The 23,501-nt window shown below is 60.1% G+C and carries 18 protein-coding genes; all 18 read right to left on the bottom strand.

All coding sequences use genetic code 11. The features are described 5' to 3' along the window. Window positions 1-492 (bottom strand): DUF3488 domain-containing protein (locus B3187_RS13180; RefSeq protein ID WP_286806944.1); only part of this gene is annotated, 492 nt, incomplete at its 3' end. Next, on the bottom strand, window positions 485-1,468 hold the full coding sequence (locus tag B3187_RS13175) for a DUF58 domain-containing protein (RefSeq protein WP_123637526.1): 984 nt from the start codon (window positions 1,466-1,468) through the stop codon (window positions 485-487). The genes B3187_RS13175 and B3187_RS13180, both read right to left, overlap by 8 nt. Before the next feature lie 107 nt (window positions 1,469-1,575). Continuing rightward, entirely contained in the window at window positions 1,576-5,016 is a 3,441-nt protein-coding gene (locus tag B3187_RS13170) for a LamG-like jellyroll fold domain-containing protein (RefSeq protein WP_286806943.1), read from the bottom strand. A 203-nt stretch (window positions 5,017-5,219) separates the two neighbouring features. Next, window positions 5,220-6,143 (bottom strand): AAA family ATPase, encoded by a 924-nt coding sequence (locus B3187_RS13165; protein ID WP_286806942.1) that lies wholly within the window; start codon window positions 6,141-6,143, stop codon window positions 5,220-5,222. A gap of 35 nt (window positions 6,144-6,178) precedes the next feature. After that, window positions 6,179-7,366, bottom strand: coding sequence for an O-succinylhomoserine sulfhydrylase (locus B3187_RS13160; protein WP_123637529.1), 1,188 nt, complete (start codon window positions 7,364-7,366; stop codon window positions 6,179-6,181). A gap of 11 nt (window positions 7,367-7,377) precedes the next feature. Continuing rightward, complete coding sequence (gene purF / locus B3187_RS13155) at window positions 7,378-8,913, bottom strand: amidophosphoribosyltransferase (RefSeq protein ID WP_123637530.1); 1,536 nt, start codon at window positions 8,911-8,913, stop codon at window positions 7,378-7,380. 55 nt (window positions 8,914-8,968) lie between these two features. After that, window positions 8,969-9,463: a CvpA family protein gene (locus tag B3187_RS13150; RefSeq protein ID WP_024460379.1), complete on the bottom strand. Its 495-nt coding sequence runs from the start codon at window positions 9,461-9,463 to the stop codon at window positions 8,969-8,971. Between the two features lie 111 nt (window positions 9,464-9,574). Then, the gene (locus B3187_RS13145; protein WP_286806940.1) at window positions 9,575-10,162 is read right to left on the bottom strand and encodes an SPOR domain-containing protein; all 588 of its coding nucleotides are present in this window, start codon (window positions 10,160-10,162) and stop codon (window positions 9,575-9,577) included. Further along, window positions 10,155-11,474 (bottom strand): bifunctional folylpolyglutamate synthase/dihydrofolate synthase, encoded by a 1,320-nt coding sequence (locus B3187_RS13140; RefSeq protein ID WP_286806939.1) that lies wholly within the window; start codon window positions 11,472-11,474, stop codon window positions 10,155-10,157. Before B3187_RS13140 ends, B3187_RS13145 begins: the two co-directional genes overlap by 8 nt. Beyond that, window positions 11,475-12,338: an acetyl-CoA carboxylase, carboxyltransferase subunit beta gene (accD, locus tag B3187_RS13135; RefSeq protein WP_286806938.1), complete on the bottom strand. Its 864-nt coding sequence runs from the start codon at window positions 12,336-12,338 to the stop codon at window positions 11,475-11,477. An 83-nt stretch (window positions 12,339-12,421) separates the two neighbouring features. Then, window positions 12,422-13,228 carry a tryptophan synthase subunit alpha gene (gene trpA / locus B3187_RS13130; protein WP_024460383.1) on the bottom strand — a complete coding sequence of 269 codons (807 nt, stop codon included), beginning with the start codon at window positions 13,226-13,228 and terminating at the stop codon, window positions 12,422-12,424. 24 nt (window positions 13,229-13,252) lie between these two features. Next, window positions 13,253-14,497: a tryptophan synthase subunit beta gene (gene trpB, locus B3187_RS13125; RefSeq protein ID WP_024460384.1), complete on the bottom strand. Its 1,245-nt coding sequence runs from the start codon at window positions 14,495-14,497 to the stop codon at window positions 13,253-13,255. Next, the gene (locus tag B3187_RS13120; protein ID WP_286806937.1) at window positions 14,487-15,125 is read right to left on the bottom strand and encodes a phosphoribosylanthranilate isomerase; all 639 of its coding nucleotides are present in this window, start codon (window positions 15,123-15,125) and stop codon (window positions 14,487-14,489) included. The genes trpB and B3187_RS13120 overlap by 11 nt, the downstream gene beginning before the upstream one ends. A gap of 80 nt (window positions 15,126-15,205) precedes the next feature. After that, complete coding sequence (gene truA, locus B3187_RS13115; protein WP_414673701.1) at window positions 15,206-16,105, bottom strand: tRNA pseudouridine(38-40) synthase TruA; 900 nt, start codon at window positions 16,103-16,105, stop codon at window positions 15,206-15,208. A gap of 150 nt (window positions 16,106-16,255) precedes the next feature. Beyond that, complete coding sequence (locus B3187_RS13110) at window positions 16,256-19,432, bottom strand: FimV/HubP family polar landmark protein (RefSeq protein ID WP_286806936.1); 3,177 nt, start codon at window positions 19,430-19,432, stop codon at window positions 16,256-16,258. A 360-nt stretch (window positions 19,433-19,792) separates the two neighbouring features. Beyond that, window positions 19,793-20,902, bottom strand: a complete 1,110-nt coding sequence (asd, locus tag B3187_RS13105) for an aspartate-semialdehyde dehydrogenase (protein ID WP_123637536.1) — start codon at window positions 20,900-20,902, stop codon at window positions 19,793-19,795. Window positions 20,903-20,991: 89 nt separating this feature from the next. Then, complete coding sequence (leuB, locus tag B3187_RS13100; protein WP_286806935.1) at window positions 20,992-22,071, bottom strand: 3-isopropylmalate dehydrogenase; 1,080 nt, start codon at window positions 22,069-22,071, stop codon at window positions 20,992-20,994. 243 nt (window positions 22,072-22,314) lie between these two features. After that, a complete protein-coding gene (locus B3187_RS13095) occupies window positions 22,315-23,301 on the bottom strand; it encodes an IS110 family transposase (protein WP_286806934.1) in 987 nt (328 codons plus the stop codon). Window positions 23,302-23,501: the final 200 nt, after the last annotated feature.

The raw sequence follows: 23,501 nt of genomic DNA, 5'->3' as shown, positions 1-23,501 counted from the left end.
CCCCGCCTGCCGAATACTGGGCCAAAAGCGGACATTGCCCAACGACTGGTGCGCCGCCAACAGCGTCGCCGTCAATAACAACAACGACAGGACACCATACACGCCCGCCAGCGGCCCCGAATGAAACAGGAATTGGGTCGCGGAAACAAAGTAGCCCAGATAAACGGTGACCAGCAGATCCCGACGTCGGCGCAGCTCCAGCAATTTGAGAATAAAGCCGGCCAGCAACAAACCGACCATGGCAGTCATATCAAACCGGGCGCCGTAGCTCATCACCAGACCACCGCCGAACCCCGCCATCAGTCCGAGCCGCACCCACAACGAGGGGAAGCTCCAGGCACCGCGAAAGATCTGCCAGCGCCAGACCACCACGCACAACCAACCAGCCCACAGCCAGAGCGGCGCATGGACCGAGTGCGGCAACAGAATGATGGCCTGGGCCACCAGCAGCCAGGCGAGACTGGTGCGGGTAACCTGTTCCCGTTCAGCCACGTTCACCTCCCTCGGCCTGCTCCGGCATACCGTAGAGCGCCAGGGCCCGCAGTACCCGCTCCTGATGGGCCTGCCCACGCCCCAGCGGAATATCCAGCCCCGGAAGGCGCAGGCCGTATTCAGCGGAGGTTTTGCCGTACTCCACGGCCCAGAAACACAGGCGGCTCAATCGGCTTTCCTGATCCAGCCCCGGGAGGGCGTCCCAGTCCAGCCAGACCTGTTCACTCTGGTAACCGGCGTAATCTTTCAGATAGAGCCCCTGCTCCCGGGCGTAGAGCTTCCAGGCCACATGGGCCATCGGGGCACCGACCTGATAGGGCCGAAACCCCTGAAACTCTTCCTGATTCTCTGCCGAAAGCTGCTCTCCGACCTCGCCGCTCAGATGCGCTTGCGGTGGGTGGTCGCTGGAGCGCGGTGCGGGGTAAATCAGTGCCCGCCCATCCAGGTGAACCCAGGACCAGACCCGAAACAGCCCCAGAGGGTAATAACTCTGTACCCGGAGGCGCTCCGGAACCAGCCAGCCTCGCCGGCGGGCACGGTACGCCAGCGTCACCGTGCGCTCTGCCCGGTGGGGCACATCGGCTTCAACGGTCAGGTCCCGATCCCACCCGAGCAGCAGGGCTTCGTGGCGCGAGCCCGAGGCAGGTTGCAGCATCAGGTCAAACTCGGCCCACTCCCCGGCGAAGGCGGGATGAGCCCGCTGTACCGAGAGGGTCAACCCGGACAGGTTACGGAACGCATGCACCACCGACACCGTCATCAGACTGAGCAGCAGAAAAGCGGAGGCCAACACCAGATTGTTTTCGTAGTTGGTGCCCAACAGCCACAGCAGTGTGATGACCAACAGAAAGCCGATCCCCTGCGCCGTCGGCAGAACATAGATGGATTTGTGACGCAGACGGACCGACTCGGCCCGGGGCGCGCGACGCACCACCCAGTGCCAGAACCAGTGTGTCAGAGTATCGGGTAAACGCATCGGGGCTCAGTGATTCATCGAACTCGGGCCCTTACCTTACCCTGTCCACCATAAAAAAAGCCACCGGTCGATCGACCGGTGGCTTTTTTACTGTCGCGAGCGACGGACTAGGGTGCGCTACTGTATAGAGCCGCCACATCGTCAGCGCTCAAGGGCACATCATAGATGCTCAGCTCATCCACCAACCCGTCATAGGGGGTATCCCAGTAATTGACGCCCACCCCGAATACCGTGGTTTCCGCGGGCGTAAACACATCCGGGAAACCCTCCCCGGTGAACACCGCTTCACCATCGAGATACAGCGTCAGGTTACCCGCGTTGTTGACCGCCACAAAGTGGGTCCAGGTATTCGTAGCAATCTGCGTCCCGGTATCGCCATCAAACCAGTCCGTACCGGACCAAAGCATGGTGTTGCCGGCACCGGGACCATTAGGCACTACACTGATCCAGCTGTCGGCAGACGCCGCTCCGAAGAATGCAGTGGTGAACTGGGTCAATGCGGACGGATTGAGCCACATCGATACGGTGTAGGTTGCATCGGTAATCAGATTGTCCGGCAGTGCAACACCATAGGTACCGTCGAGACTGAGTGCGCTACCGACGCGCCCCTCGTCAAAGCTGAGCGAGCCTCCGGTGTTGTCCAGCCGGTTACCGGTCACCGTACCCGAACCCATATTGCCCGTAGCATCGTCGAGATGATCATCGAAGCTGAAGCGCGCGGCGGGCTCCGGCATACCTTCCGACAGAACGGTGACCGTAATGTCGCGGGTGACCGATTGCCCCTCCAGACTCAGGGTCGCGGTCAGGGTCACATCGGCATCGCTAGCCGCCGGCCGGGTCACCTGTGCGGTGGCCCCATCAACTTCAACGACGCTGCTGTCTGACGAAGTCCAACTGACCGCGGTCGCAAACGGTCCGCTTACCGGCAGCGCAAAGTCTTCAATCACAGCGCTGGTATCGCCGAGCGTCAACTGGTCACGGGCAACGCCGAGCAGCTCCGAGGTGGACAACCGATCAATATCCAGTGCCTGAACTTCGGCGGCGCTGAGCGCAGCATCGTACACATTGAACTCATCCACCAGACCGTTGAAGGGCAGATCCCAGTAATTGACGCCAAGAGCGAAACGCCCCGTATTGTCGGTAAAGAAGTCCGCTACTGAACCACCGGCATACGCCTGCTGACCGTCGATATAGACCTGCACATAGCCCTGGGAGACCGACACCGCCAGGTGACTCCACTCCCCTGCGGGAATGGTTTCGCCCGTCGCTCCGTCAAACCACGCATCGTTATTCCGGCTCCAGAACATGACATTCTCATCCCAGGAACTGGGCAGGAAGCTGAACCACTGGCTCGGTTCAACCAAGGGGTCTGAGGTATCCCCCGGCACTTCACCAAACACCAGTGTGGAGAACTGGGTGATGACGTTGGGACGTACCCACAGAGACAGGGTGTATTCATAGTTGTTTATCAAGCCGTCGGGCAACCGTACACCGCTGCTACCATCCAGCGACACCGCCTGTCCGGCACTGCCCGTGGTGTAACTGAGGTTGCCCTCGCCCACTTTATGAATACGGTCACCCGTACTCATGGCGGCCTCATACTGACCAGTACTGTCGGTCAGGTCATTTTCAAACTCAAACCGTGCCACCCGGTTGAAGGGCATACGTTCGGGCACCAGTACCTCGAGGGTGACCGTTTCCTCTTCGCCCTGATACAGAATGGTCGCGGTGAGATTGACCGACGCATCACCCGATCCCGGCGCGGGGCGCTCGACTTGTCCATCGGTACCAATGACGGCTTCATTGCTGCTCTCCCAGAGAATCTGGGCACCGCGAATACCGTCGGTGGGCAAAGTCAGCGCATCGCCTTTGAAGGTTTCCGGCAGAGTCAGCTCGGCGGCAACCGCGGCCAACACCTCGGTTGCTGACTGTGCGGGCAACCGGGTTCCCCAGACACTTTCACCGCTACCGGACACCGCCGAAAACGCCGGCACGAGTTCTGCAATACGCTCATCCCACTGCCAGCGCAGCTGGCCCTCAAAGGCGCCAAGGCCATCCAATTGCAACACGATGCGATTGAGCGCTTCCGGGTCCAGTTGATAGGTGCCGGTCACTTCGCCGGTGATGGTGCCGTCGTCATGCAGGGTCATCGCCTGCGACTGACGCGCTTCCCGGTTGATGTCCTTGCCATGATTGATGAACTGGTAGTCACCAACCACATCCTCGCTGTCCACCACATTGTCGCCCTCAATGGGCGCGTAGCGGTGCGGCGATGCAACCAGCCAGCCATCGGCGGTGGCCATCAACTCATGGACCCGAATGGCATGCTGCTCACCCCGATTGGGGAAACGGGTGTGGGTGATCAGGAAATGCTGCCCGGTGGCTTCGTCGTAGTACGCCGAGTTGTGTCCCGGTGCCAGGTAACCCCGGCTGCCGTGGTCGTCACCGGTGCGCGAACGGAAGTTGAAGCCTCCCATCAGCTTGACGCCATAGGGCGCGATACCGTCCCAACCGCCCCGGGCCAGGGCCATGTCGTTACCCTCGGCATCGAGGTAGGGACCATCGGGCGTGCGCGAGCGGGCAATGCGTATGTTGTACCCGTCGGTCGAGACAAAACCGCCAAAGGAGGCGAACATGTAGTAGTAATCGGTCTCGGGGCTGTAGAGCACAAAGGTGCCCTCGATAGCGCTATGGTCGCCCCCGGTCAGATGTTTGCCGTAGCCCTGCCCCGGTTCGGGCAGCCCGGTTGACTCATCCATGGCGAGAATGTGAATACCGCCCGCGTAAGAGCCATAGATCATCCAGAGGCTGCCATCCTTGTCATGAAAAGTGTGAGGATCGATGGCATTGGGATGGATGTTGCCGTTATAGGATTCGATGTCGCCGACACCGTAACCCTGATCAATTTCGGCGTCTGTCTGCCCGGACCAGAGGAATATGCCCTGGTTTTCATAGGGGCCGAAAACGCTGTCCTCCGAGGTGGCCAGACCGAGGTAGGAACGAGGCGCATCGCAGACGCCGCTGGCCGGGTTGGTGCAGTGATTGAAGTAGAAATAGTACTTGCCGTCGGCCAGTTTACGGATGTCCGACGCCCAGGAACCTACATAACCACCGGTCCACTCAATGCCTTCGGCCACTTCCGTTTCATAGTTGCCAAACAGCGGGTAATCAGTGAGGTCGGGATTCTCCAGCGCGATGCCCGGCGCCTCTGAAGTCCAGGTAATCAGATCCTGGGAGCTGGCCATCGCCAAGTGGGAACCCACCACATAGTAAGTGCCGTCGTCGTCCCTGAAGACCGAGGGATCGTGCACTGCCACATCGTTGTACTGAATCAGTTCGCTGTTGACGGTGGGATTGGCCCGGGGCTCCACTCGCGCGAGACTCGACGAGCTGGAGGATTCAGAGGAGCTCGATGACACTTGTGATGCGCTGGAACTGGAGCTGGATGCCACCGATGAGCTGGACCCACCACTGTCTCCACCGCTACCGCCACAGGCCGCCAGAACCAGCGTACTCCCCAGCACCCAGGATAGTCGTTGTATTTTCACGATCTAATGCCTCTGCTGCGTTTATTGTTAGACAGAACTGCAACATAAATAGTATTACAGTACTACCTTAATTGGTAGGCATATAATCACACAATTAGGCGCTAACCAGAACGGATTTGGACTAAAAAAGGCGAACCCTTAGATCATAAAGCAATTTTACCCGCCAAACAGCAAAAACTCCGCCTTTATTTGTATTATTTATATTAGGCGGGAACGATGTCAACGGCGTTCAACAGCTCCGTGATCAGCGCCTGCTCGTGCCCCTCGGTGCCGCTGGCAGCCGGGGCAATTCGGTGCGCCACCACGGGAGGCAGCAGCGTCTGTAGGTCTTCAGGAATGACGTAACTCCGCCCGTGCATGAACGCCCAGGTCTTAGAGGCACGAAGTAGCGCCAGAGCCCCTCGTGGGGAGAGGCCGCAGGCAAACTCGGGGGAGTGCCGGGTGTGGTGAACCAGCCGTTGCAGGTAATCCAGAAGGCTGTCTGAGGTTTTGACCTGTTCCGCAGCCTGCCGGATCTTGGGCAGCTGCTCGGGCTTCAGACGGGTTTTGACTCCGGCCAGTTTTTGGCGGGGATCACCGCCGAGAAACATCTGACGCTCAGCATCCGCACTGGGGTAACCGAGGCTGATGCGCATCAGAAAGCGGTCCAGTTGCGATTCGGGCAGCGGGAAAGTCCCCATCTGGGACAGGGGATTCTGAGTGGCAATGACGAAAAAAGGGTCTTCGAGCTTACGGGTCTCCCCTTCTACCGTGACCTGACGTTCCTCCATCGCCTCCAGCAATGCGCTCTGGGTTTTCGGCGTGGTCCGGTTGATCTCGTCGGCCAACAGCAACTGAGTGAATACCGGGCCGGGATGGAAGGTAAAGCGCGACTGCTCCCGCTCAAACACCGATGCGCCGATAATATCGGCGGGCAGCATATCGCTGGTAAACTGGATCCGCTGATAAGACAAGCCCAGCACCTTGGCAAGCGCATGGGCCAGGGTGGTTTTCCCCATGCCGGGCAGGTCTTCAATCAACAGATGCCCGTCGGACAGCAGACACGCCAGGGCGAGCTTTATCTTGTCTTCCTTACCCAACAAAACCTGGCCGATTTCATCGACAACAACCTGGATAAAATCCCGCATTGACCCTCTGCCCTGTTCTGGTGGGTTCGGCGGACTCAGGACAGTCCGCGCAACAAATCGTTTTTCAGATCCTCGACATCCTCCAGCCCCACCGCCAACCGGATCAGATTGTCGGCAATGCCGGATTCGGCCCGCTGCTCCGGTGTCAGGCGTCCATGGGTGGTCGTGGCCGGATGCACGATGGTGGTTTTTGCATCACCGAGGTTGGCAGTGAGCGAGCAGATCCGGGTGCTGTCGATCACGCGCCAGGCGGCAGCCTGATCCCCTTTGACCTGAAAGGACAGCACCCCACCGAAAGCAGACTGCTGCTTACGCGCCAATTCATGCCCGGGGTGTTCGGGCAGACCGGCGTAGTACACACGCTCGACCTGGGGCTGACGCTGGAGCCATTCGGCCAGCGCCTGCGCATTGCGTGAGTGGGCCTCCATCCGCAGACGCAGGGTTTCCAGCCCTTTCAGGAACACCCAGGCATTGAAGGCACTCAGGGTGGGTCCGGCACTGCGGACAAACGCCAAAACGTCATTGATGGTGTCCTGATCTCCGGCAACCACGCCACCCAGGCAGCGCCCCTGGCCATCGATGTATTTGGTCGCCGAGTGAATGATCAGGTCGGCACCGAACTCGATCGGGCGTTGCAGTGCCGGGGTGCAGAAACAGTTGTCCACCACCAGCCTGGCACCCCGGGCATGGGTCAGATCCGCCAACGCCTGGAGGTCGACGACATCGCACAGAGGGTTGGACGGGGTTTCCACAAACACCAACCGGGTGTTAGCCTGAAAACCGCGCTCCCACGCGGTCAGATCGGTGGGGTCGACAAAGGTTACCCCAACCCCGAACCGCTGCAGATACTTGGTAAACAGAACCGTGGTTGTGCCGAATACACTCCGGGAGCAGAGGATATGATCTCCCACCTGCAGCAGTGCCATGCAAGTGCTGAGAATGGCCGACATGCCGGAAGCCGTCGCAATGGCACTTTCGGCCTTTTCCAGAGCGGCAATGCGCTCCTCAAACGCGCGCACCGTCGGATTGGTATAACGCGAATACACGTTGCCGGGAGCGTCGCCAGAGAAGCGGTCCGCCGCTTCCTGGGCGCTGCCAAACACATAACTGGAGGTCAGGAACAGCGCTTCGCTGTGTTCCCCTTCCGCCGTGCGGTGACATCCCGCACGAACGGCCAGGGTGTCCAGGCCAGCACCGGTCAAGCTGTCATCATATTCACTCATGAGCGATCTCGTCAGGGGTTTTCCGCCACATCATTGTGCAGGCCGATCAGCGTGCCCTCCGGCTTGGCCGCTTTCTTGTGCGCATTACTCTTGGCGCCATCGTTGCGCTCGGCCTCGAGTTTCTCCAGATAGGCATCATCCACATCACCGGTCACATACTCACCGTTGAACACGGCACAGTCAAACTCGGTAACCTTGCGGGTCCCTTCCGCCGAGGCGGCCACCAGGTCTTCCAGATCCTGATAGATCAGCCAGTCGGCACCGATCTCCCGACAGATTTCTTCGTGACTACGACCGTGAGCGATCAGCTCTTTGACCGTGGGCATATCGATGCCGTAGACATTCGGATAGATGACCGGTGGTGCCGCTGAGGCAAAATACACTTTGGCGGCGCCGGCATCGCGGGCCATTTCGATAATCTGCTGACAGGTGGTGCCACGGACAATGGAATCATCCACCAGCAGCACGTTCTTGCCACGAAACTCCAGCTCGATGGCATTGAGCTTCTGGCGCACAGACTTCTTACGCTGCTGCTGCCCGGGCATGATGAAGGTCCGACCAATGTAGCGGTTTTTCACCAGCCCTTCCCGGAACTTCACACCCAGATTGTAGGCCAGTGCCTGCCCGGCCACCCGGCTGCTGTCGGGAATCGGCACCACCACATCGATATCATGGTCGGGACGTTCGCGCAGAATTTTTTCCGCGAGCTTTTCACCCTGGCGCAGGCGAGCCTTGTACACCGAGATGCCGTCCATGATCGAATCCGGGCGGGCGAAGTACACATGCTCAAAGATACAGGGCCGCAACCGGGTATTCTCGGCACACTGACGACGATGAAGCTCGCCCTCGGCGGTGATGTAAATCGCCTCACCGGGGGCTACATCGGCAATCAGATCAAAGCCGAGCACATCCAGCGCAACGCTTTCCGAGGCAACCATGTACTCGACTCCACCCTCGGTTTCCCGCTTGCCATAGACCAGGGGACGAATACCGTTTGGATCGCGGAACGCAATCAGGCCGTAGCGGGCAATCATCGACACCACCGCGTAACCACCGCTGACCCGACGATGCACGCCGGCAATGGCTTCAAAGATGTCATCCTCATTGGGCTGCAACTTACCCTGGGACTGCAGCTCGTGGGCAAACACGTTGAGCAACACCTCGGAGTCCGAGTCGGTGTTGACATGACGCAGGTCGGTTTTGAAAAGCTCTTCGCTGAGCTGGTCCGCGTTGGTCAGGTTGCCGTTGTGGGCCAAGGCAATACCGTAGGGAGAGTTCACATAGAAAGGCTGGGCGAGCGCCGGGCCCGAGCTGCCCGCCGTCGGATAGCGCACGTGGCCGATACCGATATTGCCCACCAGCCGCTGCATATGACGGGTCCGGAAAACGTCTTTCACCAAGCCGTTGGCCTTCTGCTGAGCCAGCTTGCCGCCGTCACAGGTCATGATACCCGCCGCATCCTGGCCGCGATGTTGGAGTATGGTCAGCGCGTCATAGAGCTGCAAATTGACATCGCTTTTACCCACAATACCCACAATGCCGCACATAGAAAAACCACCTTTACGTCATAAAAAAACGGAACACCCGGGCGGCGTCCCGGGATTAAAACCACTGAAAAAAGAAGCGGGTTGTCTCGGCCGCCAGTGCGCGAGCCCAATCTTCGAACGCGAGAAAATGCGGTACCAGGGCTGACTCGCGCCACCACTCGTCCTGGTCAACGGGAATGATCGAGGGCAACAGAATCAGCAGCGCCATGACCACCACCAGGCCACGGGCCAGCCCAAACAACATGCCGAACAGTCGGTCGGTGCCCGACAGACCGGTCATCCGGACCAGCTCGCCGATCAGATAATTCACCATGGCGCCGACAATCAGTGTCGCCGCGAACAGAATGACGAAGGCCGCCATTTCTCGAATGGAAGGGGTGGGAATCAAGTCCGTGAGCAGCACTGCCAGGCGATCGCCGAACAGCACAGCCACCACAAAGGCCACCAGCCAGGTGACCAACGACAGGGCTTCTTTGACGAAGCCGCGTTTGATGCTGATAAGGCTGGACACCAACAGTATGCCCAGTATGGCCCAATCTGCCCAGTTCATTCGCTGGCCCGACTCATGCTATGGAAAGCTCCCCGGTTGCTTGCGCGCGCATTTTAGCAGAGGCACCGCGGATCAGATACCCCCGGCGCCCGTCGGTGCCACCGGAGAGGCTCAAGGCTCAAAGCGCAGAATCAGCGCATCGACCTTCAGGGCCTGATCGACCGCCGCCTTGGTCGACTCGGCCTCCGAACGGCTCACTTTCGGACCGATAAACACCCGGCTGACCGCCCCGGCGTCGGTGCTGGCAGAGCGCACGTAGGCACGGTAGCCCTCTCCCTGCAACCGATCCCGCAGCGCCCGCGCGGTATCCGGGTCGCGGAAACTGGCGACCTGGATGACCCAGGCTGTACCTTCATCGGTATTCACCTCCGTCGCCTCAGATTCCGGCGCAGAACGTTCCGGCGGCGGATCGGCCTGAGCCTCCGTCGGTTCGGACTGGGCCTCTTCCAGGGAGTCCACTACCGGCTGGGAGTCATCTTCGGGCATAAACATGGTGTCGGGCTCCGGTGCCGGCTCAATATTCTCCGGCGCCGACGGCGCTTCGAAGACCATGGTGTCCCGGGCGGGTCGATCGGGAATCAGCGTCTGGGTACTGACCGGCTCCACCTGCCGATCCCGCAGGATGCTGGGCACTACCAGAATGCCAATCGCGATAAGGACGATCGCACCCACCAGGCGCTGTTTCAGACCGCTATTCATGGTTACTCTCTATATTGTCGCGCAGAGGGTCTGGCCTATCGCTCTCAGCATCCAGCCAGTCGAGGGCCGCGCTGACCGTGTAAAAAGACCCCATTATCACAATCCGATCTCCGGGCCGGGACTCCCGCCTCAGTCGCCCCATCACCTCGACTACTGTACCACAGCCGCTTGCCGAGACATTGAGCGCCGCCAGGTCCTGCTCCAATTGTGCCACGGTGGCGGCCCTGGGGATCTCCGGAAGCGATACCAGCCAACAGTGAGTCATCAATGGATAAAGCGGTGCCAGAGTGGCGACCCGATCCTTATCCGCCATCATGCCGACCACGAGGTGGGTATCTACCGGGCCAGCGCTCGTCAGACGGGCCGCCAGATGCCTGGCAGCGGCCGGGTTGTGTGCAACATCCAGCACCAGGGTTCGCCCCGCCCAGGGGCGAGTCTGATAGCGCCCGGGCAGCGTCAGCCGATCGAGCCTGCAGGCTTGCGCCAATGGCTCGACCTGATGGCCCAGTTGAGCGACAACCTGCAGGGCCGCGGCAATACTCGGCCAGGGCAGCACCGGCCGCTCGAGCTGGCACTGTTGCGGCTGACCATCACTGCCCTGCCCCCACCAGCACCAGCCCCCATCCTGTCCAGTAAATCCAAACCGCTCGCCAATGCGCTGTAACTCGACTCCAATTGCCCCGGCCGCCGACAGCAGGCCGGCCGGAGGTTGCTCATCAGCGCACAGTGAAATCTGACCGGCACGGTAGATACCGGCTTTTTCCCGACCGATACTGTCGCGGTCATTGCCCAACCAGGCCTGATGATCCAGGTCGACACTGGTGACCACTGCCACACCGGCATCCAGCAAGTTGACCGCATCAAGACGTCCACCCAGCCCCACTTCGAGCACCATGACATCCACAGCCTGCTCCTGAAAAATCAGCAGAGCGGCCAGGGTGCCGAACTCGAAGTAGGTCAAACTGATGTCGGTGCTCGCGGCATCAATGCGGGCAAACGCACGGCACAACTCACCGTCGCCGACCGGAACACCGTCGACCTGGATGCGTTCGTTATAGTGCTGTAGATGGGGAGAGGTATAGGCACCGACCCGCTGCCCGGCTGCCCGCAACATCGCGGAGCAGGCGGCCACGCAGGAGCCCTTGCCGTTGGTACCCGCTATGCTGACCACCCGGGCCTGGGGGGATAGCAGGTCGAGGCGCTCGGCCACCGCACGGATTCGGGTCAAGCCGAGTTCAATTTCAGTGGGATGGTGGCTTTCGAGCCAGTGTAACCAGTCGTCCAGGCGCTCAAAGCGCATTGCTGGTGCCAATCAGACCGCCTCGCGGCGAGTGAATTTAGCCAACAGGCGCGCGAGCGTATCGCGCATGTCCCGACGATGGATGATCATGTCGATGGCACCCTTATCGAGCAGGAACTCACTGCGCTGGAAACCTTTGGGCAGCTTCTGCCGAATGGTCTGCTCAATGATATTGGGACCGGCAAAACCGGCCCGGGCATTGGGCTCGGCGGCATTGATGTCACCCAGCAACGCGAGACTCGCGGATACGCCGCCGTAGACCGGATCGGTCATGACTGACACGTAAGGGGTGCCCTGACGCTTCAGACGTTCGATGACAGCGCTGGTCTTAGCCATCTGCATCAGGGAGATCAACGCCTCCTGCATGCGGGCACCACCGGTGGCCGAAAAACACACCAGAGGAATATCTTCTTCCAGCGCCACTTTGGCCGCCCGGGCGAAGCGCTCGCCGACGACGTAGCCCATGGAGCCGCCGTGGAAGGCAAACTCAAACGCCACTGCCACCACCGGCATGCCTTTCAGAGTCCCCTTCATGGCCACCAGGGCGTCTTTTTCGCCCGTGGTTTTCTGGGCGGTTGACAGGCGATCCTTGTATTTTTTCACATCGCGGAACTTCAGCCGATCGATCGGCTCAACGTCAGTCGCCAGTTCCTGACGATTCTCCTCATCCAGAAACAGGTTCAGCCGGGTTCTGGCGCCAATGCGCATGTGATGGTCGCATTTGGGGCAGACATCCAGGTTGCGCTCCAGCTCAGGACGATAGAGGACCGCCTGACACTTGACGCATTTTTTCCAGAGCCCTTCCGGTACCTTGCTGCCACCACGCTTACCCTCTGCACGGGCCATGCTCGGTACAATCTTTTCTAGCCAACTCATGTCGATTCTCTCTGCGAAATCTTGAGGTTTTCAGTCTCTGTCGGGCTGCCGGGCCCGACTCGGGTATTCGTTACTCGGAGCGATCAGGCATCCAGCGCTGTGCGGATACCGCCAACAATATCTCCCACGGCGGCGGCTATCTGCTCGGGCGACTGTTCGTACCGATCACCCATGGTGCTCACCAGGACGCTACCGATCACAACGCCGTCGGCCAGCGCGGACAGCTTGCGAGCCGTTTCCGGATCCTTGATGCCGAAGCCGATACATAGGGGCAGATCGGTCAGTTTACCAAACTCGTCCAGCTTGGCCTTGACCGCGTCCACATCCAGGTGTCCTGCGCCGGTCACCCCCTTGAGGGAGACATAGTAAATAAAGCCGCTGGCGAGGGCGGACACCTGCCGGGCGCGCTCAACACTGGTGGTCGGCGCCAGCAGCAGGATGTTGTCCATGCCCACGGCGGTCAACTCGCGCTTGAGCGGCTCCGCCTCTTCCGGCGGCAGGTCAACCGTGAGCAGCCCGTCGACGCCCGCCTCGGAGGCCAGCTGCGCAATGGTGTCGTAACCCATGCGCTCGATCGGGTTGGCGTACCCCATCAGTACCACCGGCGTATCGGCATCGGTTTCCCGAAACTGGCGCACCAGCTCCAGGGTGCCGCGCAGGCTGATTTTGTGCTCCAGCGCCCGCTCGTGGCCCCGCTGGATCACCGGCCCCTCCGCCATCGGGTCAGAAAAGGGAACCCCCAGCTCGATGATATCGGCCCCCTGCCTGACCAGTTCGTGCATCGCGGGCAGCGTGGCTTCGGGGTAAGGGTCACCATTGACGATATAGGTCACCAGGGCTTTTCTTCCCTGCGAGCGCAGGTCCTGCAGGCGTTTGGCAATACGACTCATGAATTCTCTATCCTGATTCTGCGCTTACACTTCGATGCCATCAAGCTTGGCAACAGTAAGAATGTCTTTGTCTCCACGGCCGGAGAGGTTCACCACAATACTCTGATCCGGACGCATGGTCGGCGCCAGCTTTTCGGCATAGGCCAAGGCATGGCTCGACTCGAGCGCGGGCATGATGCCTTCTGTCAGGGTCGTTTTACGGAACGCCGCCAGAGCTTCCTGGTCATTGATCGCCACGTAATTGACGCGCCCCTGATCTTTCAACCAGGCGTGCTCCGGGCCCACACCCGGATAATCCAGACCGGCGGAGACCGAGTGGGTCTCGATGATCTGGCCGTTTTCGTCTTCCATCAGATAGGTCCGGTTGCCGTGCAGCACCCCGGGGATACCGGCGCTCAGCGGTGCGGCATGGCGTCCGGTCTCAACGCCGTCACCGCCGGCCTCGACGCCGTACATTTCGACACTGTCATCCCCGAGGAAGGGGTGGAACAGGCCGATGGCGTTGGAGCCGCCGCCCACACAGGCCACCAGGGCATCGGGCAGACGACCGGTCTGCTCCAGACACTGAGCCCGGGCTTCACGCCCGATCACTGATTGGAAATCGCGCACCAACTGAGGATAGGGGTGCGGACCGGCCACGGTGCCGATAATGTAGAAGGTGTCGTCGACGTTGGTGGCCCAGTCGCGCATGGCCTCGTTCATCGCATCCTTGAGGGTGCGGGAACCGGAGGTCACGGGAATGACTTCGGCACCGAGCAGCTTCATCCGATAGACGTTCAGGGACTGGCGCTGGACGTCCTCAGCCCCCATGTATACGCAACACTTGAGACCGAGCCGCGCCGCCACAGTGGCCGATGCCACGCCGTGCTGCCCTGCCCCGGTCTCGGCAATCACCCGCTGCTTACCGGTGAACTTGGCCAGCAGTGCCTGACCAATGGTGTTGTTCACCTTGTGGGCACCGGTGTGGTTCAGGTCTTCCCGCTTGAGGTAAATCTGGGCCCCACCCAGTTCGCGGCTCCAACGCTCGGCGTGGTACAGCGGGGATGGGCGCCCGACGTAGTAGGCCAGATCCTTGTCGAATTCCGCCTGAAAATCCGGATCGTTTTTCAGGTCGCCGTAGATGCGCTTGAGCTCATCCAGGGCATAAATCAATGTCTCGGACACAAACCGCCCGCCATAAGGGCCAAAGTGGCCATCGGCGCTGGGAAACTGGCTGTAGTCGGTGTCAGAGTACCGTTTGCTTGAAAACGCTTGAGTCTTAGAGTTCACCTTGATCACCGTTGAGGGCGTTAAACATAAACTGGTTTACTTTGCCGGCATCCTTGAGACCGGGCGACGCTTCTACCCCGCCACTGACATCCACGCCATAAGGGCGGGTCGCGGAGATCGCCTGACGGACGTTGTCGGGCGTCAGGCCACCGGCCAGAATGACCGGTCGTTCAGGGTTGCGAGGCACCCGCTCCCAGTCAAAGGTTTCTCCGGTGCCGCCCGGGACCCCTTTGCGGTAGGCATCCAGCAAAAAACCAGACGCGTGTGGATGCTCTGCCATGGCGGCCATAACATCCAACTCAGGACGCATACGCAACGCTTTGATATATGGACGCCCGTAGCGGACGCATTCGTCGGCCGTTTCATCGCCATGGAACTGCAGCAGCTGTAGAGGCACTTCGTTCAGGACCGCGTCGATCGTGGCCGGAGCGGCATTTACAAACAGCCCGACGAGGGTCGCGAACGGCCCTACGGTGTGGGCGACAGCTTTTGCCTGCTCAATGTCCACGGCCCGGGGGCTGGCCGGGTAGAACACCAACCCCAGGGCGTGAGCGCCGGCTCTGAGCGCCAGTCGGGCGTCTTCCGAGCGCGTAATGCCGCATATTTTAACCCGAATGTCCTGACTCATGTCCGCCCTGTCTGCCGCTGTGAAAACAGACCGGAGATACTAGCAGAAATCCGCACAAATTGCTGCCAGAGGCCGCCGGATCAGGGATTTTCCATCAATCCACCCAGGGGCTCAGGCACAAAAATCGGACCCGGTTGACCGCCGGGCAGGCCAAAGGCCGCCGGGTAATCGACATGGACCAGGTACAGTCCGAAGGGACGCGCCGTCACCCCACCGGCGCTGCGGTCCCGGGCCGCCAGAATTTCCGCCGCCCAGCCAATGTCCGCCTCGCCAGCGCCAATCGCAAGCAGAACACCCACAATGTTGCGGACCATATGGTGTAAAAACGCGTTGGCCCGGACTTCAAGCACAATCAGGTCGCCCCGTCGGACGAGGTGCAGATAATCGATCCGGCGAACCGGGTTGCGCGCCTGGCACTGACTGGCCCGAAAGGAGGTGAAGTCGTGCTCCCCAACCAGGGCCTGGGCCGCCTCACGCATGGCCCCGACGTTCAACCGCTTGCGGGACCAGGTAATGTGCTGGTGGGTCAGCGCCGAGTAGGTGTCGCGATCGGAAATCAGGTAGCGGTAGGTGCGTGAGCGGGCACTGAAGCGCGCGTGAAAACCGGGCTCAACCGGCCTGGCCCAGCGTACCGCTATATCAAAGGGCAACTGAGCACGGGTGCCGAGCACCCAGGCCTTTTCCGGCCTCTCGGCCATCGTGTCGAAGTGGACAATCTGACCGGTGGCGTGAACCCCCGCATCGGTCCGGCCGGCGCAGATCAGGGAAATCGGCTCGTTGGCCACGGCGCTGAGCGCCCGCTCCAGATGCCCCTGCACCGTCGGAACCCCACTGGGTTGCGTCTGGAATCCGTGGTAGTGGGTTCCCTGATACTCGACCGCCAACGCGACCCGGTGCATCCCCTCGGGCCACTCGGTATCGGGAAAGATTTCGGCGTTGCGCTTGTAGGCTCTGGGCTGGGCCTGACTGGTTTCGGTCATCACTTACTCTTGCCTCGACAATCGGCCGCTTTAGAGAACTCAACCAGCCCCCCCAAAAACCGCCAATCCTGAAAAACATTGCCACCCCTGAAAAAACAAAGCCCTGCGCACAGGATGCGCAAGGCTTTGCAGGAGAACCAGCCGGAAAAATCAGCTTTCGATTCGACCCAACAGCTCCTCCGCTTCCTGCTGCTGCTGTTCGTTGCCCTCCTGGCGCACCTCTTCCAGAATATCGCGGGCACCGTCCGCATCACCCATATCGATATAGGCGCGGGCCAGATCCAGCTTGGTCGCCGCCTCATCGGTATCGGCGAGGAAATCCAGCTCCGCATCCATATCGTCATCGGACTCCTGAGAATCCGACTCCGTGGCCGCTGAATCATCGGAGGCCAGCCCAGACAACGCCTCTTCAAACACCTGATCTTCATCGACATCGGTCGACGCCGGCTCTGGCGTCTGAGCGGCGGTGTCCGCCTGGGGAGTATTTTCAGGCTCTGAATCGGACGCACCTTCGAGGTCGGCATCCAGATCGCTCATTTCTTCATCCAGTGAGGACAGATCCAGATCACCGGTTTCCAGGGCATCCAGGTCAAAATCGTCACTGTCATCCGCTGCGGGCTTCGCCTCAACTCCGGGCTCCTGGTCACGCTGAGCATCAGACCAGTCTTCGGCCAATGCATCGTCCAGGTCCGCAAACGCATCCTGACCCGCCTCCTGTTCATCCTCAGAGGTCGCGTCCCGATCCAGGCCGGATTCGTGTACGGTCAACTCGTCATCCGCGTCATCCTGGAAATCCAGTGACAGGTCGTCGTCTTCAGCGACCGATTCAGAACCCTTGTCTGAATCCGCGCCATCCATCGGCTCCAGCGTCAGGGAAGAGGTCTCCGCAGGCTCCTCGTCCAGATCGGAAAGCGCATCGTCCAGAGCTTCGATACCACCTTCGGAGGAGGTCTCATCCAGCTCAAAATTCCAGTCATCATCGGTGCTGACGCTGTCGGTGACGGGCGCATCGCTTTCGCCCACTTCATCGTCCAGCTTGAGATCCAGCTCGGGGAAATCATCCTGATCGCCATCCCCCGCTTCAGCGGTTTTTTCCGACTGCAGGGTGACCTGATCATCCTCATCGTCCAGATCAAAGTCCAGAGAGAACTCCTCGTCAGCTGCCGCTGGTTCGGACTCGTCAAAGGACAGGTCATAGCGGTTCGATGAGGCATCCAGATCCGACTCGGTGGTGACCGGCTCGACGGTTTCCTCCTCCAGGTCCAGATCATCGTCCAGGTCGAAGTTGAAGTCATCGTCCAGGCTCAACTCATTGTCATCCGCCGCCTTCTGGTCACTCTGCGACGCCTTGGGCTCTTCGTCCAGATCGAGATTGAAGTCGAAATCATCGCTGTCGCTCTGTTCGAGCGAGCTGAAATCGTCTTGCTCATCAACAGGCGCAGTGGCGCCGGTATCCAGTGCGTTGACATCAAATTCTCCGGCACCGGGAATCGTGTCCCGCAGTTCACCGGCACGCTGAATGGCCGACCGATCATCGGTACCCAGCAGGGTGGAATAGTGGCGATCAAACGCCTCTACGTCGCGATTTTCGGCATAGACTTCCAGCAGCTTGGACAGGATGGCCGGAGAAGCGGGCTCTTTTTCCAGCCCCTTGAGTAGCAGCTCTTCCGCCTGATCCAGTTTGCCGTAGGCGATGTAAATATCCGCCTCGCCAACCACATCACCGGTTTCGGCTTCAACGGAATCATCGGTCTGCTCATCCCAGGCGTCCGGCTCCTCCGGTTCGGCATCTTCCTGCGCCAGATCGATACCGTCGTGGTCACTGCCCGATTCATCGGACTCAAACTCTTCCGCGAATCCCTCTTCGTCAAACGCCGGCTCAAAATCGTCATCACTGTCTCGTTCAACCGGGGTTTCACCACTCTGGCGTCGACGCAGCAGCGCCAACACACCCAGCAGGATGACCAGGACACCGGCACCGATCCACAGGAGGTTGTCCATCACGTGATCCATCAGGGTTTTTTCCTGAGGAATGGAGCGCACGACCCGCTTGCTGCGGTCCACCGGCTCTTCCTGTGCGGGCGCGGCGGCCTCAGAGGTGTCCGCCGCGGCGGCGGGAGTCTCAGCCTCTGCCTCGGCTTCCGGAGAAGGCTCAGCCGCAGCCACGTCAGAGGCTTCTTCCTGCGCCTGCTCCGCTTCGCGGTTTTGTTGGGCGCTGGTCTGAAGGGCCCGCAACTGCTCGTTGCTGGCCTCAATCAGGCTTTCCATGGTATCGATCTGCGCTTCCAGCTCTTCCACGCGAGAAGACAGCTCCCGGTTCTCACGGCGGCTCTTTTCAAGTTCTTCCTGGGCGGCTGACAGCTCAGCCTGCAGCTCGGAGCCGGAATCCGTGCTGGCACCTCCGCCCTGCCCGGCCTCACCGGAGTTACCCTGGCTCGGCGCCGCCAGGCGCACCTGACCGCTGACATCGCTGGGACCGCTGCGCTGGCTGGCGCCGCGCTGACCGGCATCCAATTGGGCTCCCAGGGCGCCACCCGACCACTCACGATTGTGCTCGGCCACTTCGCGTACCGCATTCTGCGGGTTCAGGTTGCGAATTTCGTCGCGGTTGGGCAGGCGCAGAACCTGACCCTCGCGGAGAAGATTGATGTTGCCATTGATGAAGGCTTCGGGATTTTTACGCTGAATCGCCAGCATGGTCTGCTGAACTGACAGGTCGCGACCCGGACGAACCCGCAGAGCAATCTCCCACAGGGTGTCATTGGACGTGACCGAATAGGTATCGCCGTCGTAGCCCGCCTGGGGACGGGTTTCAGATTCAGCACGCTGACGCGGCTGCGGACGTGCTTCGGGTTGGCGTTCGGCGGCCGACCGGGTAACGCCCGACGTGGCGGATTGCACCGGCTGGGCCTGACGCTCGTCATCGAAGGTGGGCAGATCCAGCAGGAAGGTGTATTCGCGCAGCAGACGGCCACTGGCCCAACGCGCCTCCACCAGGAAGTTCATGTAGGGCTCCCGCACCGGCTGTTGCGTGGTCACCCGCACAATTGGGCCTTCGGGATGGTCCAGCAACAATTCGAACTCAAGCTGACCGTAGAACGCCATGCGCTCAAGGCCGGCACGCTCAAAATCTTCCTGGGAAGCCAGCCGGACGATAATCTCGTTGCGACTCAACCCTCTCAGGTTGGTCAACTGGATGTCCGCCTGGAAGGGCTGATTGAGCGCCGACTTCAACTCGGACTCCCCAAGCCCCAGGGCAAATCCCGGTTGAGCAACCAGCAAGGCGGCCAATCCGATTACAAAACTCAGCTTACGAAGCAGATGCATAGGACGATCCTTTATTATCTCCCTGGCCCCATGTGCCCGACTGAAGTCATCGACTCTCCCGTCGATTTTGACGGCACGGTGAACCTGTTTTGGCTTAGCAGGAGTTATAAAACCTAGAATAATTCTTCACTAATGGCTGTAAGTATTCATTATAAGTAGCTTTTTATCAACACTTAAGCCCGTCAACTGGGGGGCTTTATGGCATGTTTTTATACATTATTTGCACCGCCGCACAAAAAATAACGATTTTGACGCCGGAGGCGGGGAACTTTTCTGAGATCCAGATCGACCGCCCCACCCTTTCATAAAAAAAAGCCCCGCGCGGTCAGACCGGGCGGGGCTCGTCTTACCCGAGGACAATCAGGCCTCTTTGAGAATGCGCAATACGCGACGCAGCGGCTCGGCAGCACCCCAGAGAAGCTGGTCGCCCACCGTGAAGGCGGACAGGTACTGGGAACCCATATTCATCTTGCGCAAGCGACCCACCGGCACCGTGAGGGTACCTGTCACCGCGGTCGGTGTCAGGTCACGCAGGGTGGCTTCACGCTCGTTCGGCACCACTTTGGCCCACTGGTTGGCCTCGGCCAGCATGGACTCGATTTCATCCAGCGGCACATCTTTGTTCAGTTTGATGGTCAGTGCCTGACTGTGGCAGCGCATGGAGCCGATGCGCACACAGAGCCCATCGATGGGCACCGGGTTGTCGCTGCGACCGAGAATCTTGTTGGTCTCTACATGCCCTTTCCACTCTTCCTTGCTCTGGCGGTTGTCCAGCTGCTTATCGATAAACGGCAGCAGGCTCCCCGCCAGGGGCGCTCCGAACTGGTCGGTCGGGAAGTCGTCGCTGCGCATGGCGGCGGCCACTTTGCGGTCGATATCCAGGATCGCCGAGGCGGGATCTTCCAGCTCACTGGCGACCGAGTCGCGCAGGCCACCCATCTGGTTGAGCAGTTCGCGCATGTTCTGGGCGCCGGCACCACTGGCGGCCTGGTAGGTCATGGAGGTGGCCCATTCGACCAGGTTGTTCTGGAACAGGCCACCGAGGCCCATCAGCATGAGGCTGACGGTACAGTTGCCACCGACGTAGTTTTTCACGCCTTTGGCGATGCTGTCTTTGATGACGTCCAGGTTGACCGGGTCCAGCACCAGAGCGGCGTCGTCGGCCATACGCAGGGTGGAGGCGGCGTCGATCCAGTAGCCTTTCCAGCCGCTGTCGCGCAGTTTTCCGAACACTTCAGTGGTGTAGTCGCCGCCCTGACAGGTGACAATGGCGTCGAGGGCCTTGAGGGCGTCCAGGTCAAAGGCATCTTTCAGGGGCGGAACGCCGTCCACCACCGCGGGGGCTTTACCACCGGCGTTGGAGGTGGAGAAGAACACCGGCTCGATGTCCGCAAAGTCGTTCTCTGCCTGCATGCGCTCCATCAATACGGAGCCGACCATGCCGCGCCATCCGATAAAACCTACTTTCATAATAGTTCTCTCTTTCTCAGTGAGTGAATTCTGTTGTTGCCTTGAATGTTTGTGGTCTTATGGTAGTCCGGTCTGAGGTGGAGGATACCCTACGAATTAAGCGCCGCAACCACCGCATCGCCCATTTCCGCCGTGGACACCTTGCGACTGCCCTCGGTAACGATATCCGCGGTGCGCAACCCCTGGTCCAGCACTTTGCCCACGGCCGCCTCAATGGCGTCAGCAGCATCGGTCATAGACAGAGAATAGCGCAACATCATCGCGGCGGACAGTATGGTCGCCAGCGGGTTGGCGATGCCCTGGCCGGCAATATCCGGGGCCGAGCCGTGGCAGGGCTCGTACATGCCGCAGCCATTTTTATCCAGGGACGCGGAGGGCAGCATGCCGATGGAGCCGGTGAGCATGGCGGCGGCGTCGGAGAGGATGTCGCCGAACATGTTGCCGGTGACGATCACGTCAAATTGCTTGGGTGCGCGCACCAGTTGCATGGCGGCGTTGTCCACGTACATATGAGACAGTTCCACGTCCGGGTACTCCGGCGCCAGGCGGTCCATGACTTCGCGCCAGAGCATGGTGGCTTCCAACACATTGGCTTTGTCTACCGAGCAGACTTTCTTGTTCCGCTTGCGCGCCATTTCGAACGCGGTACGACCAATGCGCTCGATTTCGCTTTCGCTGTATTTGTAGGTATTGAACCCTTCCCGTTCGCCATTCTCCAGGGTGCGGATGCCTCGGGGCTCCCCAAAGTAGATGCCACCGGTGAGCTCGCGGACGATCAGGATATCCAGCCCGGACACCACTTCCGGCTTGAGGCTGGAGGCTTCCACCAGTTGCGGGTAGAGCATGGCCGGGCGCAGGTTGGCGTATAGCTCCAGGGAAGAGCGGATTTTCAACAGGCCTTTTTCCGGCCGGATGGCCCGATCCAGCTTGTCCCATTTCGGGCCACCCACAGCGCCGAGCAGAATCGCATCGGACTGGCGGGCTTTTTCCAGGGCTTCGTCGGCCAGAGGTACACCGTGTTTGTCGATGGAGCAACCGCCCATCAGGTCTTCTTCAAAGCTCAGGCCGAGCTGGAACTGGTCGTTGACCACATCCAGTACTTTTTTGGCTTCGGCCACGATTTCCGGGCCAATGCCGTCGCCCGGGAGTAGTAGAATCTGTTTTCCCACTGGGGGTCTCCTGTTTAATTCCTGGTAGATATTTGTAATCTTCGGTCTACGGTAAATTCGGATATTGTGTGAACGGCGGATGCGGGCTTCGCCCTCCGAGGCGTCGGACCGATCCGCCCTACGTGCACCTCGGCAGTTGGCCTTGGGTGACGGCGGATGCGCGCTTCGCGCTTATCCGCCCTACGCGAACTGCCTTGCTATTCGTAGATACCATCTGTCCCCACGTACCTCAATGGGTTGTAGTTAACCAGCCCATTGAGGATCGTAGCCTTGCTGGTGCTTAAGCACGCCATAAGCCATCTGAACCAGTTTTCTCATGGCCGCGCCCAGAGCACTCATTTTTGCTTTGCCTCGGGACACCAGGCGCTCATAGTGCGCCTTGATCAGAGCATTATGCTGAATAGCGACCACCGCTCCCAGGTATAACTTTGCCCGCAGTCGCCCCGATCCCGCCTTGCTCATTACCGGGCGCTTGCGCACAGACGAGCCTGAGATGGCCATGACCGGCACCAACCCGATGAAGGCCGCCGGTTCGCTGGCGTGGCCGAACTCTCGGCTGCGCAGAGTGGCCGTCAGCTCTGATGAGAGCACTTTGCCGATCCCCGGAATGGTCTGCAGCAGCTCACGGTCTTTCTTGAGCCCCGGATGATCATCAAAGTGGTCATCCACTTGCTGCTGCAAGCGTCGCCGCTCGGTCTCCAATGCCTCTGTGACGGTGCGAATCGACTCCTTCACCGTGTTCGAAGCATTCTGGATCTCGGCCTTCTCCTGGCGGTTCCGTTCCCGCTGTATGTCGGTGTCGAGCGCTTGTAGTCGGGCCAACAACGCTCTGAGCTGGCGAACCTCCTCCGGCTCAGGTTGCCACCGCTGGTGCGCACGGGTGCCCAGAAAACGGGCTAACACGATGCTGTCGCGTTTATCCGTTTTGGAGCGGGTTCCCAGGCTCTTACCAAACTCATGGACCCTGTGAGGGTTGGCTACGTAGACCTGTACGCCAGCGTTGTACAACGCGTAGGCCAGCGCTTCGTGATAAACCCCGGTCGCTTCCATCATGACCTCAATGGACTCTGGCGACTGCCCGGTCTGCTTTTGCAGCCACTGGAGCAGCTCCTTGAACGCGGGTCTGTCGTTCTTGAATACCCGGGTCTTCACCTTCAGTGCCTGCGGATCACGTAACCAGCAGACATCGAGCTTATGCTTACTGACATCAATGCCAATCTGTACCGTCATATCGTCATCTCGCCTTGTACATACAGCCTCACTGGCCTTCTACCAGGGGCTCGGATACCATTCAGAGTGTCGATAGTGAGGGAGCCGGGTGACATCTACGAATCAGGGTCACAGCCCTCAGGGTGGATACTATTTACCGCGGCTCCCGGTGGACCCTGGTAGCTAGCCAGAGTCCGTGGACAGATACAAGGGTGGATAAG

The organism is Marinimicrobium sp. UBA4209 (genome assembly GCF_002381585.1).
GTDB lineage: Bacteria > Pseudomonadota > Gammaproteobacteria > Pseudomonadales > Cellvibrionaceae > Marinimicrobium > Marinimicrobium koreense.
The sequence above is the reverse complement of the archived record's forward strand: the minus strand, read 5'-3'. Positions and strand labels throughout refer to the sequence as shown.

Coding starts and splice junctions, on each gene's coding strand:
- trpA (WP_024460383.1), bottom strand. CDS start 13,228: ATGAGTCGTATTGCCAAACGCCTGCAGGACCTGCGCTCGCAGGGAAGA.
- asd (WP_123637536.1), bottom strand. CDS start 20,902: ATGAAAGTAGGTTTTATCGGATGGCGCGGCATGGTCGGCTCCGTATTG.
- purF (WP_123637530.1), bottom strand. CDS start 8,913: ATGTGCGGCATTGTGGGTATTGTGGGTAAAAGCGATGTCAATTTGCAG.
- B3187_RS13150 (WP_024460379.1), bottom strand. CDS start 9,463: ATGAACTGGGCAGATTGGGCCATACTGGGCATACTGTTGGTGTCCAGC.
- B3187_RS13095 (WP_286806934.1), bottom strand. CDS start 23,301: ATGACGGTACAGATTGGCATTGATGTCAGTAAGCATAAGCTCGATGTC.
- accD (WP_286806938.1), bottom strand. CDS start 12,338: ATGAGTTGGCTAGAAAAGATTGTACCGAGCATGGCCCGTGCAGAGGGT.
- B3187_RS13175 (WP_123637526.1), bottom strand. CDS start 1,468: ATGCGTTTACCCGATACTCTGACACACTGGTTCTGGCACTGGGTGGTG.
- B3187_RS13120 (WP_286806937.1), bottom strand. CDS start 15,125: ATGAGTCAGGACATTCGGGTTAAAATATGCGGCATTACGCGCTCGGAA.
- B3187_RS13160 (WP_123637529.1), bottom strand. CDS start 7,366: ATGAGTGAATATGATGACAGCTTGACCGGTGCTGGCCTGGACACCCTG.
- B3187_RS13110 (WP_286806936.1), bottom strand. CDS start 19,432: ATGCATCTGCTTCGTAAGCTGAGTTTTGTAATCGGATTGGCCGCCTTG.
- B3187_RS13165 (WP_286806942.1), bottom strand. CDS start 6,143: ATGCGGGATTTTATCCAGGTTGTTGTCGATGAAATCGGCCAGGTTTTG.
- B3187_RS13145 (WP_286806940.1), bottom strand. CDS start 10,162: ATGAATAGCGGTCTGAAACAGCGCCTGGTGGGTGCGATCGTCCTTATC.
- truA (WP_414673701.1), bottom strand. CDS start 16,105: ATGACCGAAACCAGTCAGGCCCAGCCCAGAGCCTACAAGCGCAACGCC.